At 69.7% G+C, this 15,548-nt stretch carries 13 protein-coding genes; 7 read left to right on the top strand and 6 right to left on the bottom strand.

Features of this window, described 5'->3' with window-relative positions:
• Window positions 1-24: 24 nt before the first annotated feature.
• Window positions 25-843: a DNA-formamidopyrimidine glycosylase family protein gene (locus tag ACIBAE_RS25340; protein ID WP_399289615.1), complete on the bottom strand. Its 819-nt coding sequence runs from the start codon at window positions 841-843 to the stop codon at window positions 25-27.
• A 122-nt stretch (window positions 844-965) separates the two neighbouring features.
• On the opposite strand from ACIBAE_RS25340, the gene ACIBAE_RS25335 reads away from it, so the two are divergent.
• Together ACIBAE_RS25335 and ACIBAE_RS25330 are read left to right on the top strand one after the other, a co-directional pair.
• Complete coding sequence (locus ACIBAE_RS25335) at window positions 966-1,763, top strand: carbon-nitrogen hydrolase family protein (RefSeq protein WP_399289613.1); 798 nt, start codon at window positions 966-968, stop codon at window positions 1,761-1,763.
• Window positions 1,760-2,113 (top strand): cupin domain-containing protein, encoded by a 354-nt coding sequence (locus ACIBAE_RS25330; protein ID WP_399289611.1) that lies wholly within the window; start codon window positions 1,760-1,762, stop codon window positions 2,111-2,113. Before ACIBAE_RS25335 ends, ACIBAE_RS25330 begins: the two co-directional genes overlap by 4 nt.
• A 93-nt stretch (window positions 2,114-2,206) precedes the next feature.
• Here ACIBAE_RS25330 and ACIBAE_RS25325 read toward each other — a convergent pair whose 3' ends face one another.
• Both ACIBAE_RS25325 and ACIBAE_RS25320 read right to left on the bottom strand, forming a co-directional pair.
• Window positions 2,207-6,391, bottom strand: a complete 4,185-nt coding sequence (locus ACIBAE_RS25325) for a carboxypeptidase regulatory-like domain-containing protein (protein WP_399289609.1) — start codon at window positions 6,389-6,391, stop codon at window positions 2,207-2,209.
• Window positions 6,392-7,238: 847 nt separating this feature from the next.
• Window positions 7,239-7,631, bottom strand: coding sequence for an SH3 domain-containing protein (locus tag ACIBAE_RS25320; RefSeq protein ID WP_399289607.1), 393 nt, complete (start codon window positions 7,629-7,631; stop codon window positions 7,239-7,241).
• Window positions 7,632-7,933: 302 nt separating this feature from the next.
• On the opposite strand from ACIBAE_RS25320, the gene ACIBAE_RS25315 reads away from it, so the two are divergent.
• Complete coding sequence (locus tag ACIBAE_RS25315; RefSeq protein ID WP_399289605.1) at window positions 7,934-8,479, top strand: GNAT family N-acetyltransferase; 546 nt, start codon at window positions 7,934-7,936, stop codon at window positions 8,477-8,479.
• A 72-nt stretch (window positions 8,480-8,551) separates the two neighbouring features.
• Here ACIBAE_RS25315 and ACIBAE_RS25310 read toward each other — a convergent pair whose 3' ends face one another.
• The gene (locus ACIBAE_RS25310) at window positions 8,552-8,989 is read right to left on the bottom strand and encodes a VOC family protein (protein WP_399289689.1); all 438 of its coding nucleotides are present in this window, start codon (window positions 8,987-8,989) and stop codon (window positions 8,552-8,554) included.
• A gap of 274 nt (window positions 8,990-9,263) precedes the next feature.
• On the opposite strand from ACIBAE_RS25310, the gene ACIBAE_RS25305 reads away from it, so the two are divergent.
• Entirely contained in the window at window positions 9,264-10,163 is a 900-nt protein-coding gene (locus ACIBAE_RS25305; RefSeq protein ID WP_399289603.1) for a hypothetical protein, read from the top strand.
• Window positions 10,164-10,648: 485 nt separating this feature from the next.
• On the opposite strand, the gene ACIBAE_RS25300 is transcribed toward ACIBAE_RS25305, so the two are convergent.
• Window positions 10,649-11,575: a LysR family transcriptional regulator gene (locus tag ACIBAE_RS25300; RefSeq protein ID WP_399289601.1), complete on the bottom strand. Its 927-nt coding sequence runs from the start codon at window positions 11,573-11,575 to the stop codon at window positions 10,649-10,651.
• Between the two features lie 113 nt (window positions 11,576-11,688).
• Between ACIBAE_RS25300 and ACIBAE_RS25295 the strand changes: the two genes are divergently transcribed.
• Window positions 11,689-12,597: an inositol monophosphatase family protein gene (locus ACIBAE_RS25295; RefSeq protein WP_399289599.1), complete on the top strand. Its 909-nt coding sequence runs from the start codon at window positions 11,689-11,691 to the stop codon at window positions 12,595-12,597.
• A 118-nt stretch (window positions 12,598-12,715) separates the two neighbouring features.
• Entirely contained in the window at window positions 12,716-13,342 is a 627-nt protein-coding gene (locus ACIBAE_RS25290; RefSeq protein WP_399289597.1) for an NAD(P)-dependent oxidoreductase, read from the top strand.
• A 253-nt stretch (window positions 13,343-13,595) separates the two neighbouring features.
• Here ACIBAE_RS25290 and ACIBAE_RS25285 read toward each other — a convergent pair whose 3' ends face one another.
• Window positions 13,596-14,054, bottom strand: coding sequence for a MarR family winged helix-turn-helix transcriptional regulator (locus ACIBAE_RS25285; RefSeq protein WP_399289595.1), 459 nt, complete (start codon window positions 14,052-14,054; stop codon window positions 13,596-13,598).
• A 123-nt stretch (window positions 14,055-14,177) separates the two neighbouring features.
• Between ACIBAE_RS25285 and ACIBAE_RS25280 the strand changes: the two genes are divergently transcribed.
• The gene (locus tag ACIBAE_RS25280) at window positions 14,178-15,434 is read left to right on the top strand and encodes an alpha/beta hydrolase (RefSeq protein WP_399289593.1); all 1,257 of its coding nucleotides are present in this window, start codon (window positions 14,178-14,180) and stop codon (window positions 15,432-15,434) included.
• Window positions 15,435-15,548: the final 114 nt, after the last annotated feature.

Here is a 15,548-nt window from a genome sequence, read left to right as displayed (position 1 = left end):
CGGCCCCGGTCAGGCCGGGCCCCATCAGGACCGGCCGGGGGCGGGGCCCCGCTGGCAGCGAGGACACCAGTACGTGGGACGCGCACGGCCGACCTGGCCGTGCGTCTCCTCCGCGACCTGGACGACCGCCCCGCAGACCGGACAGGGGCGGCCGGCCCGGCCGTACACATAGAGGCGATCGCGGGAGCGCGCCCGGACCGCGGCGCTCGTCGTCGTGCGTTCGGGCCGCTCCCGGTTGGCCTCCAGCAGACGCTTCGCCGCGCCGACCAGGCGCTCGGGCGACCGAACACCGCTCACCGGCGTCCACGGTGTGGCCCGGGCGAGGAAACAGAGCTCCGTCATGAAGACGTTGCCGACGCCGGCGAGATTGCGCTGATCGAGCAGAGCCGAGCCCAGCGGCCGGTCCGGATCGCGGGTGAGCCGGCGTACCGCCTCGTCCGGATCCCAGTCCGGCCCCAGCAGGTCGGGACCCAGATGCCCCACCACCGCCTCCTCCCCGGCGGTGCGCAGCAGCTCCAGAACGGGAAGCCGGTAGCCGACGGCGCTGCGCTCGCCGGTCTCCAGGACGGCCCGGATCTGATGGCCGGGCCCGCCGCGCCACCGCTCACCGGCCGCGTACACCTTCCACGCCCCGTCCATGCGCAGATGGGAATGCAGGGTCAGCCCGCCCTCGACCCGCATGAGCAGGTGCTTGCCGCGCGGCGCGACATCGAGGACGGTACGGCCGCTCAGATCCGTCGTGGCGAGCTTCGGGACGCGCAGGTCCGACCGTACGAGCGCATGTCCGGCCAGGGCCACGCGCAGGCGCCGGGCGGCTTGCCAGACGGTGTCTCCTTCGGGCATACCCCCATGATGCGGCCCGAGACCTGCGGCCCGCGGTCCGGCCACCGGCGTCTTGCTGAAAGCCTGTGCCGGAGAGACCGCCCTGAAGGCAACCCCGAAGGCCCGTCCCCGAAGAAGGAACCATGCGCATCGCACTGAGTCAGATCACCGCCGGCCCCGACCCGGGCCGCAACCTCGCCACCGTACGGGAACAGGCCCTGCGCGCCGCCGAGGCGGGCGCCCGTCTCGTCGTGCTGCCCGAGGCCACGATGGCCCGGTTCGGTACCCCGCTCGGCCCGCTCGCCGAGCCGCTGGACGGCCCCTGGGCCACCGAGGTCCGGCGTATCGCCAGGGAAGCGGATCTCGTCGTGGTGGCCGGCATGTTCACCCCGGCGCAGGACGGACGCGTGGCCAACACGCTTCTGGCGACCGGCCCGGGGGTCGAGGCGTCCTACGACAAGATCCATCTCTACGACGCCTTCGGTTTCGCCGAATCCGACACGGTCGCACCCGGGGCACAGGTGGTCACCATGGAGGTCGACGGCATCCGTGTCGGCCTCGCCACCTGCTACGACGTCCGCTTCCCCGAACTCTTCCGCGCGCACGCGGACGCCGGTGCCGTCCTGTCGCTGCTGCCCGCGTCGTGGGGCGCGGGACCGGGCAAACGCGACCAGTGGGACCTGCTCATCCGGGCGAGGGCGCTCGACGCCACCGTATGGCTGGCCGCCGTCGATCAAGCCGCTCCGGCGACCGACGGCACCCGCCCCACGACGGCGCCCACCGGGATCGGCCACAGCGCCGTCGTCGGTCCCGACGGAACCGTGCGCGAGCGACTGGGGCCGGAACCAGGCCTGCTGACGGCCGACATCGACATCGAGGAGGTCGCCTCGGTACGACGGAAGGTGTCCGTGCTGGCCAACAGGAAACTGGGGCGTCCATGAGCAAGCCGGAGCGGGAATTCCACCTGCCGTCCGGTCCGTGGGAGGTGCCCGCCGGATCAGCCCCGGGGATCAGGGAACGCACGATCGCGGCGGACGCGGACGGCAGCCACCGCACCGCGATCGTCCGGTGGGCACCCGGCACCGACACCTCGTCGTCCGGCGTCGCCGTGCACGATTTCTGGGAGGAGGTCTATCTCCTCGACGGCGGCCTGCGGGACCTGACGCTGGGGGAGACCTTCGCGAAGGGCTGCTACGCCTCCCGTCCGCCGGGAATGCCGCACGGCCCGTGGAGGTCGGAGGAGGGCGTCACGATGCTCGTCTTCACCTATCCCCGGAGCCCGGACCACTGAGGCGCCCGGTCCGCTCAGCGCGGGCATCAGCGGCACGGCGGTGGGCCGGCCCATCGAGGACCGGCCCACCGTTGATCGTTTCCGGCCTTCCGGCTACTTCCTCTTGAGAGTGAAGTCGCTGGTGACCGTCTCCTTCTTCTTGATCTTCACCGTGGCCACGGTCGGCTGGTAGCCGTCCTTGGCCGCGATGACGGTCAGCGGGTTGTTACGGGCATCGAGCCACAGCGCGTAGGTGCCGTCCGGGCCGGTCGTGAGCGTGTAGCTGGTGGCCCAGCTGTCGATCTGGACGGTGACCCCGCCGAGCGGGGCGGTGCCACCGGAGGCGGTGACCCCCAGCACGGTGCCGGTGATCTTGCCCCAGGTCTTCGGCGGTGCCACGTGCAGCGTCACCGGGACCCGGGGGATGAGGTACGGCGTGTCGGTGGTGAACGACAGCCCCGCGTTGTAGTCGCCCGGCTGCGTCACCTCCGGCACCGTGGCGTCCAGGGTGACGGTCACCGTGGCGGTCTTGCCGGGCTGAACCGTGAGCTCCTCCGCGCTCTCACTCAGCCAGGTCACATCGGCTCCGCCCGCCTGGTCGTAGCCGGGCAGGGTTTCCACGGTGGTGACAGGACTGCCCGGGCCGACGGCCCCGCCGACCTTGAAGAGGCCGACACCGCCACCGGCGCGGTAGACACCGGTGTTGGCGTTGGGCAGCGCGGACCAGGCACCCGACTTCGGGTCGAAGGCGACGCCCTGGTTGGTGACGCTGTCCCCGCTGACACCGCCGGAGGCCAGCAGCAGTCCGTTGGCCGAGGCGTACGCCGAGCCCCACGCGGAGAACGGCATGTCGGCGATCGGCGACCAGCTGTCGGCCGCGGGGTCGTAGACGTAGGCGTGCTTGACGTCGCCGCCGCTGTCGCTGGTACCGCCACCGCAGTAGATCTTGGTGTCGATGCCCGCGCACGAGCTCCAGGAGATCGTCTCCGGGTAGGAGGCCACCCGGGTCCAGCTGTTGCCGGCCGGGTCGTAGACGCTGACGTCCCTGGTACCGCAGGACCGCGCCTCGCAGCCGCCGATGGTGTACAGCTTCCCGTCCAGCACGGCGCTGCCGGCGCCCGCGTAAGGCCTGGGCGAGTTGGCGCCGGTGGTCCAGGTGTCGCTCTCGGGGTCGTAGATCTCCAGCTTGGGATCGATCCCGCCGCTGGCTCCCCAGCCGCCGACGGCGTAGATCTTGCCGTCGATGAGGCCGTGGGACGCGGCCTCCCTGGTGTCCGCGGCGCCGGCCAGCTTGGTCCACGTCCCGAGGGCCGGGTCGAGGACGTACAGGTCCTTGATGTCGTCCGAGCCGTTGTATCCGAAGGCCGAGTAGACCTTGCCGTTGTACGTCTCGACGGCGTTGTCCATCAACCGGATCGGGAGATCGGCGACCGGCTGCCAGGCGTCGCCGGGTGCTCCGGCGGCGGGTGCGGCGCGGTCACCGGACGGCGCGTGCGCCTTGCTGGACAGCGGCGAGAAGTCGCCCTTGACCCGCTTCAGCGCGGCACCTCCGGTGGATTCGATACTGAATCCGCCGGACTGCTCACCCAGTTTGACGGTGGCGGGTGCCCCGCCGGTGTTCTTGATCTTGAGGTTCTGCGTGGTCTTCCCGCCCCAGGCGACCGAGGCGTCGACCGACGGGGCGGACAGCGTGAGCTGACCGGCCTTGAGGGCGTAATCAGCGGCGACGGCGCTGTCGGCCAGCACCTTCACGTTCTTGCTGAGCCCGGTGTAACGGGACTTGGCCGCGGCGAAGTCGTGCTTGCCGAGCGGGGAGAACAGGGTGTAGAAGCCGTCCTCCAGGTTGGGGTCCTCGGGGGTGGCGACCGTCACCGCGCTCTGCGACGGGGTGTCCGCGCCGGTCACGGTCGCGCCCGCCACTCCGGCGGACGTGTTGGCGTCCGTCACGGTCCCGGAGACCAGGCCGCCGGGGGTCGGCGTGAAGTCACGCTGGCCCACGAAAACGTTGTCGATCGACCAGATCCAGCCGAACGATCCGGTGAAGCGGAAGCGCAGCCGCACCGACGCCTTGCCGGCGTACTCGGTGAGCGGGATCTCGACCTTGGAGGCGATGCTGGCCGTGGTGGACCAGGCCTTGGTCCAGGTCGCGCCGCCGTCGGTCGACGCGTCGACCTCCGCCGTCTGCCCCGAGAAGCCCCGGTATTCGGTGCCGAAGGAGACTTCGGGAACGGTGATGTCGGTGAAGTCGTACGCGCGGCTGATCAGGCTGGAGTCCTGCACCGCGCCGGACCCGAAGTGGTCGCTGTCGACGATGGCGAAGGCACCTTCACCGCCCGTGGTGTTGCCACGGAAGCCCGGGTCGTTGAACTGCCACCCTCCGTACGTGCCCTTGGCGTTCTCGACACTCCAGCCCTCGGGCGCCTTCTCGGTGGAGTCGAACGGCTCGGTGGTACCGGTGACGCTCAGGGCGTAACCAGGCGCGCTCGCGGCCCAGATGTCGGCCGGCACCGGGAGGTTCACGGTCTGCGCCGCGGTCTTCACGGTGATCTTCTTGGTGAGCGACTCGTAGCCCGGAAGGGAGCTGTCGACGTGCAGGGTGTAGTCGTGTCCCTGCGGCAGCGTCAGGTCGTACGCGCCTGTCAGCGGGTCCGTCCACACCGGGCCACCGGGGACTCCGTCCACGGTGATCTTGGCGTAGAGCGGCCAGCCGTGACCGGAGCCGTCGGTGACCTTGCCGGAGACCGTCTGGCTGGGCACCGAGGTCAGGGCGAAGTCCTTGGTGAGGCTGTCGCCCTCGGCGACGACCACACCGGTGATGCCGCCGCCGGCGTAGCCGAAGGCGTCGATGCCGATGTCGTACGTGCCGACCGGCAGCGTCAGGGTGTAGGCGCCCTTGGCGTCGGTACGGGTGGTGCTGTCGCCGGCGGTGACGGTCGCCCCGGAGAGCGCCTTCCCGGTGGCCTTGTCGGTGACCTTGCCGGTGAGTTCGCCGTGCGGGCCGGTGCGGAACGCCGCCAGGCCGTTGGGCGTGCCCAGTCCGGTCGGACCGTCATAACCGGCCCCGGCGGTGCAGAGGTAGGCCGGGCTGCAGGTGCCGTTGCTGCCGGTGGTCACGTCGTTGATACCGGCGCCCGAGGTGGCGTAGGGGTACGAGTTGGGGTAGGTCCCCGCGACCGGGGTGCCGGCCGAGGCGTACACGCCGGCGATGATCGGCGAAGCGGCGCTGGTGCCGCCGTAGACCGACCAGCCGCCGCCACCGTACGTCACGTAGACCGCCACGCCGGTGGACGGGTCGGAGACCGCGGAGACGTCGGAGACGGTGCGCATGGCGCAGCCGGTGTCCTTCTGGAAGGCCGGCTTGGGCTCGTAGAGCGAGCAACCGGAGCCGGGGCCACCGCCGTTGCTGTTCCAGACCGATTCCGACCAGCCGCGAGCGGTGCCGGAGTCCTTGAACAGCGCGGTGCCGCCGACCGAGGTCACGTACGGGGAGGCCGCGGGGTACGCCACCCCGTAGGCGCCGTCACCCGAAGAGGCGACGACGGCGACACCCGGGTGGTTGTAATAGGAGTCCCACGAGGCCTCGGCGGGGTCCTCACCACTGCCCGGGGAGCTGTTGTAGTCGGTGCCGTACGAGTTGGAGACGTACTTGGCACCGAGGGCCACCGCGGTCTGGACGGACGACCCCAGGTCCTCGAAGCTGTTGCTGTCCGCCTCGACGAGCAGGATGTTCGCGTTCGGCGCTGCGGCGGAGACCATGTCCAGGTCGAGCGATATCTCGCCGGCCCAGCCCTCGTCGGGGACCGGGTAGTCGGTGCCGCCGCGCTGGTCGACCTTGGTGAAGCAGCCGTTCGCGGTCGTACAGGCCGGCAGGCCGTACTGAGCACGGTAGACGGCCAGGTCGGCCTCGGCGGTGGGGTCGTCATAGGCGTCGACGATGGCGATGGTCTGCCCGGCGCCGCCGTTGGCGGGGAGGTTGTAGGCACTCTGCAGGTCGCCGGCGCCGAAGCCGTCGGGGTTGACCGCGTTGGCCTTCAGTCCCTTGGCGACCTTGAAGGACTTGACGTCCGTGCGGCGCAGCGCGAAACAGCTGGCCTCACCCTTCTTGGGGGCCGCGCACGACCTCTCCAGAGGAACGTGCGCGCTCTTCGTGGACGTGGGTGCCGCCGAGGTAACGGCGGGCGTCACGGCCTGGGCCGGCAACTGGGTGCCGAGCACCGTCAGAGCGGTGGCGCTCAGCAGCGCCAGACCGGCGGAGATTCTCCGCCGCAGAGGTGAGCCGGATCTTTCCCATGTGCGCAAGGCTGGACTCCCATGCGGTTTTACACGGGTCGACGTGGATGTTTTCCGGTCGACAGTGAACGTCTGTTCGCGAATTCACCGGAATTCAATCTGCGGTCTCGGCCCAACACTTGTCCATAGGGCGTGCGTTACATGTTTGTGTCGCCGGTCCTCATTGGCTGAAATGTTGCATAAGCCCAGCTCATCGAGGCGCAAGACCAATTCTATAGCTAGATTTTAGCAATTCATGAACGAGTCGGCAGGCGGGTAAAATAAACATGACGCGTCATTTCGTGAGAGCGCTGCACGACGAATGGCATGGCAAAGATGAGCCACCGTGCGAGAAAAGGAAGATATCGCTCAGGTAGTAAGAATTACCCGATGCGCGAACCGTCGGCGGCGCCGGCTGGAGGCGAGTGACTGCCGCGGGACATGCGAAGCCCTTCGACGGACCTGACGGTGAAGTGTGAAGTGCGTGATCACCCTGGCAGGCATGTGTCGCCGTGTACATGATCCCCAGGGTGCGGGTGTGCGCAGGTGCGCAGATGAGAGCCCGGCGGCATATTCCTGCGAAGCGGCACTCGTCAACTGAGGCGCGCGGGGAGCCTGCGGGCCGGCGTGGCCGGCGTCGCCAGGACGTGGCGGGCGGTCGGAAGCCGTCCCCGGCCGACAGCGCTCCGCGGCGGCCGTGCGTCTGCCGGCCGTCTCCGCGGACATCACGCCGGCGGCGAATCCCGCTGTGCCGCGAGCGGGTTCGGACCGCGCGTCCGAATCCGTCGCGCGGTCCCTTGGCGGAGGGGACACATGCCGGCGCCGCCGCCCGTCGGTACGGGCGGCGGCGCCGGCGTTCCTCCTGGCGCTGAGGCCGTCAGCGGTCGCAGTAGGGCACGTACGACAGGTTCTCGACGTACCGGGCCGCGACATAGCCGGGCCGCGGCCCCGCGAGCAGGTACCAGAGGTCGTTGCCGTCCACGTCCTGGCCCCTGACCTTGCAGAACAGGGAGATGATCTCTCCCGGCCGGAAACCGCCCAGGAGGCGTGAGTTGGAGGTCGGCTCCTCCCGGATGTTCAGCGTGAGCCGCGAGACGACCCGGCCCTTGGGGAAGGCGGCAGACGTAGGTGCCTGCGGGGCCGGTACGGGACTTGCCACGACGGCGGAGACAGAGGCGGAGGCCGGCGTGACGGCCAGGGCTCCGGAACCGGCGATCACGCATACGGCGAGCGCTGCGGCGGTTCGACGCTTGATACGCAGTTTGTACACAGTTCCCTCTTTCCCTTATGGGTGTTACCTCCTTATGACACGTCAGATGTCGCCATAGCTAGAAAGAAACGGATTCATCACTCGGATGAGGAGGTCACATCGCCCCGAACGGCAGCGTCTTGGCCTCAAGGAGTGTCGCCGGTGTCCTGAAGCCGATGCCGTCCGACCGATCGCGGGCCGACGAAGTTCAGGCGGGAACGGGAGCCCCCGTCACGGGGAGCCCGTCACGGGAGCCCCCGTCACGGGGGGCGAGGCCGACCGCGCGGAAAATCACACGTGCTCCGCCGACCTATGGTTCCCGCATGACAACCGCGCTCCGACTGGAGAAGATCACCGCCGACAACATCGACCTCGCGATCGGCCTGAAAGTCCGGCCCGACCAGGAGCGCTTGGTCGCGCCGGTCGTGAAGTCCCTCGCTGAGGCGTACGTCCACCCCGGGACGGCCTGGCCGCGCATCATCCTCGACGGCGACCGGCCTGTCGGCTTCGTCATGGCCTTCTTCGACATCGACTTCGCCGGCGACGGCAAGCGCCCCGACCTCCGCTCGGGCCTCTGGCGCCTCAACATCGCGGCCGGCGAACAGGGACGAGGGCACGGCCGCTTCGCGGTCGAGTCCGTAGCCGCTGAGATCCGCCGCCGGGGCGGCACCCGCCTCACCACCAGCTGGGTCCCGGGCGAGGGCGGCCCCGAGGCCTTCTACCTGGGACTCGGATTCAGGCCGACGGGGGAGACGAGCGGGGGTCAGACAGTGGGGGAGCTGGAGCTGGAGCTGGAGCTGGAGCTGGAGCTGGAGCTGAACCAGCCGCCGGCCCGCGGGACGGACCTGCCTGGCGGAACGGCGTCCTGACCACAGCCGATCACCTGGCCGCGCACCGAAGAGAAGTCAGGAGGCCCTGCACGAGGACACGTTCGTGACCCCTCAGTCGAGGCAGAACTCGTTGCCCTCGATGTCCCGCATGACGATGCACGAGTCGTTGTCGTCATGCAGCAGCAGCAGCAGCAGCACGCGTACCGCGCCGAGCGGGACCAGGCGTGCGCACTCGGCTTCGAGTGCGGCAAGGCGCTCCTCACCCTTGAGCCCGGTGCCGACCCGTACGTCAAGGTGCAGTCGGTTCTTGGCGACCTTGGCTTCGGGAACGCGCTGGAAGAACAGTCGCGGGCCTACACCCGAGGGATCAACGCAGGCGAACGCTGAGCCCCGCCGCTCAGGCGGCAGCGAGCGGTCGAAATCGTCCCACGTAGCGAACCCCTCCGGTGGCGGGGGCACGACATACCCCAGCACATCGCACCAGAAACGAGCGACGCGCTCAGGTTCTGCGCGGTCGAACGTGACTTGGAACTGCTTGACCGACGCCATCGGTCCACCATAATCGCCGAACGCTCCGGTGATCGAGCGGAGCAGCGGTCTCGACGGCACTGTGTCGAGACGTCCGAGCTGATCAGGTGGCGTGGTGCCAGGACGGATGCCGTCAGTCCGACCGGACCACCCGATCCTCATGCTTTCACCCGCACTTTCGGAGAAGTGGTGGCGAGGCTGGTCGGCGGCAACCAAGCTGATCACCGTGGCAAAGATACGTAGGGCTGGCAGACAGCGCAGGCAGCATCATGTAGGTGGCCCCGAGAGAAGCGCGGTGGTGGTCGCGCTTCTCTCTACCGGAATCGCCGCTTACAGCAGCCTGTCCAGGCTGCTACCCGAGCTGTCACCCGCTGCTTGGGTGGGGATCGGGACGGGCTTCGCCGTAGCCGTTGCCGCTTTCGTGCTCGCCGTGCTGCGGCTGCAAAGGCGCGAGGCCCAAGAGATCGAGGCTGGTCGCGAGCGTGTACGGTCTGCTGAACGAAACTTTGAAGCCGCCCTGCGTACTGAGCGGTCGGCCGGGTCGTCGCCTATCATCGCTGCCGAAAGCATCAGCGTTCGAGTGCCTCAACAATCCGGCGCTGAAGACGATGAGGACGAAGGGCTTCCGCCTCCTCCCGCAGGATTCGGTGAACGGCTGTGGGGTAACCCCTCGCCATCCGATGACCCGGCCGGTGAAGCGGACGCCAGAACGCCGACGGTTCCCCCGCGGTTGACGTTGCCTGAGCTATGGACCGTGACCCACACGAGGCTCGACCTCTACCACGACATCGCCACCGGCCAGGCCCGCCGATCCTTCAGGAACGCGCAAGCGGCCATGATCACCGGCTTCTTGCTGTTGATCGTGTTCGTGGCGGTGGCGCTGCAGGCGAGCACCACCGCAGGAAGCGTGGTAGCGGGCGGACTGGGAGCCGTCTCGGCAGCACTGTCCGGGTTCGTCGCCCGCACCTTCGTGAAGTCACAAGAGACAGCTGCGGCTCACCTGCGTGCCTACTTCGATCAACCGCTTGAGTTTTCCCGCTACCTCGCAGCTGAGCGTCTGATCGCGGATTCCGCACTCACAGACGAGCAGCGGGCTGAGGCACTGACCGCACTGGTACAGGCGATGGTCACACCCCCGGCACCCATCGCCCCCGGGCAGTTGCCCGGGATGCCGGGAGAAGCCAGCCGGCAATAGACGGAGCCACCAGCGATCTGACGGCGTCGAAGCCAAGCCTCGGCAGCGAATGCTCGCGTCCATCAAGGTTCGTTGACACACATCAAGGTTCGGTGGCACAGGACAGCAGGCCCCGTCTCCCTTCGAAGGCTGGGCGGAGAGGCTTCCTCTCGCGGAAGGTTGAGCGCGTGCAGCCGCGGCCTGCGCCCTGGCCGCCCACGCGGTGTTCGTGGACGTCACGGGTCGGGGGCACTGGCAGGTCGGCCGCCGCGGCCGGTCACGGGAGAGCACTGAGCCCTACCGCCCGAACCGGCTCCGGTAGTCCCGGACCCCCTGCCCCCGCCCGCACCGTTTCCTCACTCGACCTTCGATGCGACAGGTCAAAGCCGCGCGAGATCACGGGCGTCGCGTATATGCGACGACAGGGGCATACGACCGGGAAAAGGTCGTGTCGTTGTACGCGAGAGCACTTCGCTGTGCGCGGACCGGGCGCGGGTCGCGGCGGTTCAGTGATCATGTCCCTGATCGGCGGGTGGCCGGCCGGCGGCCTGCACCACGGAGCGGGCCTGGCCGCGCAGCCAGGTGTGCGCGCGGTCGCCGTCGTAGCGCTGGTGCCATGCCAGGTAGATCGGGATGGCGGGCATGTCGAGGGGGAGCGGCAGCATGCGCAGGCCGAGGTCGCCGAACAGGGGCCGGCTGACGAGTTCGGGGACGGCTACCACCAGGTCACTGGCGCGGACGAGTTGCAGGGCGGTGGCGCCGGTGGGCGCTGCGGCGACCACGCGGCGTCGCAGGCCGTGGGCTTCCAGCGCGTCGTCGATGGGGTCGCTCATGCGCCCGCGGCGCGAGACGGTGATGTGCTCGGCTGCCGCGTACCGGTCGAGGGTGAGCGATCCGTCGGTCAGCGGATGACCGGAGCGGACCACGACGACCAGACGGCCGTGGCCGACCTTCTCGTGGCGGATCTCGGGCAGCGAAGGCTCGGCGGAGCCGGCCTCGAGGTCGGCCTCGTCGCGCCGCAGGTCGTGGGTGTCGGTGCTCGACTCGGCCATGAAGCGCAGCCGGATCCCGGGGGCCTGGGAGCGGACGGCTGTGAGCAGGGCGGGGCCGCACGCGTTCATGAGGGCGTCGTGCCACTTCAGGGTGAAGGTGCGCTCCAGGGTGGCCAGATCGACGTCCCGGTCGGGTGAGAGTACGTCCTGGGCCTGGTGCACGAGGCCGTGTACCCGTTCGCGGATGGCGACGGCGTGGGGCGTCGGCGTCATCGTCCGGCCGGTACGCACCAGAATCTGGTCGCCGGTCGTGTGCCGGATACGGCTCAGGGTCCGGCTCATGGCGGGTGCGGACACGTGGAGCCGGGCTGCGGCGCCGGCCACGCTGCCCTCCTCCAGCAACGCGTCGAGAGCGGTCAGCAGGTTCAGATCCAGTTGCATGCAGGTAATGCTAGGCGTAACAAGCTTGCACTTGTCGATAGCTGCACGGCGACCTACCTTCGAATGCGGGTGGTGAAGCGACCACCCGAGGTCGCTATTCGAAGGAGTGCCCCATGTCCAACCAGCACCCGGACAGCTCCGCCGCCCTGCCCACGGCGCTCCCCGGCGACGATGTGCTTCTCTCCCGGGCCACCGCCGCTGTCCACGCGGCAGGGGAACTCCTGCGCGAGCGGTTCTCCCCCGATGCCCGCCCCGGTGACCTCGATCGGCTCGTCACCGAGATCCACGCCAACGACGACGCTGTGCTCAGGGTCCTCAAGGCGCCCCTGCTCGCAGCCCGACCGGGCTCCGGATGGGTGGAGGACGAGCTGGAAAGCGGAGAGCTGCCGCCGGGCGAGTGGTGGATCGTCGATCCCGTCGAGGGCAACATCAACCACATCCACGGCATGAACGAGTGGGCGGTGACCGCCACCCTCGTGCGGGACAACGTGCCCGTGCTGACCGTCGTCCACCTCCCGCTCACCGGCGACACCTACACCGCGCTGCTCGGCCGGGGCGCCCATCTGAACGGGAAGCGGCTCCACCCGTCGGCGAAGGCAGTGCTGGCGGCAGCCCTCGTGGGCACCGGTCAGGCCAAGCCGGGCGAGGACGAGGCGACCTACCACCGCATCGGCGCATCCGTCACCGCGATGCTGATCAACGCACTTGTCGTACGGGTTTCCGTACCGGCCACCTTGCAGCTCATCCATGTCGCCGCCGGGCGGATGGACGCCTTCTGGCAGTTCTCCGACGTGCGCTCGGGCCTGCTGGCCGGCGCGCTGCTGGTCACGGAGTCCGGCGGCACGGTGACCGACTCCCACGGGAAACCGTGGAGCCTCACGAGCCAGGACTTCCTGGCCGCCGCGCCCGCGATCCATGCCGAAGCCGTCAGTGTCCTGTCCGTCCTGCCCACCCCGCTGCCCACCCCGCTGCCCACCCCGCTGCCCACCCCGCTGCCCACCCCGCTGCCCACCCTGCACTGACCCCCACCCCGCTGCCCACCGTGCACCGACCCCGTGTATCCGGCCGAGCGCACGTCGTCCGCCCGGCCGTCCGACATCCGCGGACCAACATCCGCCGAATCCCCCTCGGGAGAACCCCATGAAGATCGCCGTACTCGGCTCCACCGGTTTGACCGGCCGCCTGCTGGTCACCCAGGCCCTCGCCCGGGGCCATGAGGTCACCGCCTTGGCCCGCGATACGGACCGGCTCTCCGACCTCGCGACCGACGCCCTGCGGGCGGTCCGGGCGGACGTATCCGAGCCGTCCACCGTCCTGGCCGCCGTCGAGGGCGCCGATGTCGTCGTCAGTGGCCTGGGCATCACCAAGAAACAGGACCCGCGTGTCCTCATCGACGGAGCCCGCCTGCTGGCCTCGGCGGCCCCCCGGGTGGTCTGGCTCAGCTCGCTGGGAATGGGCGCGACCGAGGGCGCTCTGGGGCGGGTGAACGGTGCGCTGCTCAAGCGCATCCTGCGCCACGAGTGGGACGCGAAGGGCGTCGCCGGCCAAGCGATCCGCGACGCGGCGGGCACCGTCGTGTACGCCGGTCCTCTGACCAACCGGCCTTACCCGGGCGGCGGACGCCTCGTTCCCGCCGAGGAGTTCAAGCCGCGACTGATTCCGCCCGCGGCGCCCCGGGCCGGCATCGCCGCCCTCATGCTCGACGAAGCGGAAAAGCCCGGCTTCGCCGCTGCCGCCGCCATCGCGCTGTTCGACCGGCGCCCATAGGCGCGCGTCACTCCCGCCCGACGGGGGATACGCCCACCTCGCGCCGGCGGGGGAGGCAGGCCAACGGAATCGCCGCCCCGGCCCCGGCATCGGCGAGTGGAGCGACGTCCTGCTGCCCGCCACCACGGCCAGGGCGAGCAGGACCGTGCCTGGGCCCAACGGGAAGTGCGGTGCCGTCCTGGCCAGCTCCACCACACCGGAGGTCCGACGTGCCGGCGGGTTTGGGTGTCCGTCCGGTCGTCGGGGGTGGTGGTCACAGCCGGTCGTAGATGGGTGCCAGTTGCCGTAGTACGTCGGTCGCGGTGTCCAGGGCGGCGGCGTCGTGGTGTGCGAGTGCGGTGTCCAGTGCCTGGGTCAGGGCGGCCTGACGTTCGTGGTGGCGGTCCCGGCCCGAGTCGGTGAGGGTGACGATGACTGATCTCTTGTCGCCCGTGGGGCGTTCGCGGGTGACGTAGCCGGCTGCGGCGAGGCCGTTGACCAGTTGAGTGGCGGCGGCGCCGGTGGTCTCGGTGGCGGCGGCCAGTTGGCCGATCGGCAGTGGGCCGCTCTCGGCCAGGACGCGCAGTGCTCGTGCGTGGGTGAGGGAGAGGGCGCCGGGGGTGCGGGTGGCGCGTCCGCGTAGTCGGGAGTCGGCGGCGCTGAGGCTGTAGGCGGCGCGAGCGAGCTGGTCGAGGGCTTGGTCGCGGGTGGGGCTGGGCCGGTGCTCGGGCATGAGGCGGTCTCCGTGGCGGGTCGATGGGTGGGTTGACAAACACTCTAGCCTAAGTACTTAATGAATAAGTACTTAGGTATTGCGGATGGATGCCAGGTACCCCATCAAGAGAGGACATCTACCATGACCGCACGTTCGACCGGCCAGAGCTGGGCCCTGGACATCGCCCTCGCCCAGGGCGGCTTCGATGCCCTGCACCCCCAGGCCAAGGGCACCCTGGAACAGTTCGGACATGACCACACCGACTTCGACAAGGTCTTCGACCTGGTCAAGAGCGGGGCCATGCTCGTCAAGGCCTGGGCCACCGTGGCGGGACAGGCCGAGGAACGCGCCGCCCACCATGAGCGGGGCGGCTTCGCACAGACCGCCGCCGACCTCTATCTCCGCGCCGCGGTGATGTGGGGCCGCGCCCAGTACTCCGTCTTCGACACCGCCGACCCGCGCAAGCTCGCCTTCCGCGAGCACGCCAACCACTGCGTGGAGCGCCTGGGCGCACTGCGGGACAACCGGGTCCGCCGGGTGGTCCTCGACTTCGAGGGCAGCCAGATCTTCGGCCTGCTGCACCTGCCGGCCGGTGAGGTGCAGGGCGCCCCCGCGGTGATCCTCGGCCCGGGGATGGACATGATCAAAGAGGACTACATCTACGCGGCCGAGCGCTACTACACCTCGCGCGGCATCGTCGCACTCTCCATCGAGGGCCCGGGCCAGGGGGAGACCCGGGCCAACGGCCTCACCGTCGATCTCACCAACTACGAGCGGGCGATCAGCCGCTACATCGATCACCTGGCCTCGCTCCCGGAGGTCGACCCGGCCCGGATCGGCATGTTCGGCATCTCGATGAGCGGCTACTGGGGCTCCCGTGCCGCCGCCACCGACCGCCGGATTGCCGCGCTGGCCGCCTTCGAGGCGGTCACCGGTGACTTCCGGACGATCTTCGAGAGGGCCCAGCCGACCTTCAAGAACAACTACATGTTCATGGCCGGCTACACCGACGAGGACGCCTTCGACCGCGAGCTGGTCGCCCGTATGCCGCTCGGTGACCTCGTCCGGGAGATCACCTGCCCGGTCCTTCACGGCATCGGCGAGTTCGACGAGCTCACCCAGCTGGAGCAGGCCCTGGCCAGCTACGAGCGCATCCGCGCACCCAAGGAGATGCGGGTGTACGAGAACGAGTTCCATCCGCTGGGAGGCGTGGCCGCCGAGATCTTCCGGTTCGGCGCCGAGTGGATCGAGCGCGCCCTGAACGGCGAACTCGCCGAACCCGGCCGCGATGTACGTCACTACGTGCACCGCGACGGCCGCATCACCGACGGCACCGCCGACCCCACCTGGTGGCTCGGCACCGTCCCTGCCCAGATCACCGACGCCCGTCAGGCGTGACACCGACCGAGCACCGAACGTCGGGGGGGGGGGGGGGGGGGCCCCCCCCCCCCCCCCCCCCCCGCCACCCCCCCCCCCCCCCCCCCCCCCCCCCCCCCCAAAAAAAAAAAAAAA

The sequence above is a fragment of the Streptomyces sp. NPDC051569 genome (assembly GCF_044454085.1).
Classification (GTDB): domain Bacteria; phylum Actinomycetota; class Actinomycetes; order Streptomycetales; family Streptomycetaceae; genus Streptomyces.
This window is presented reverse-complemented; position numbering and strand designations above follow the sequence as displayed.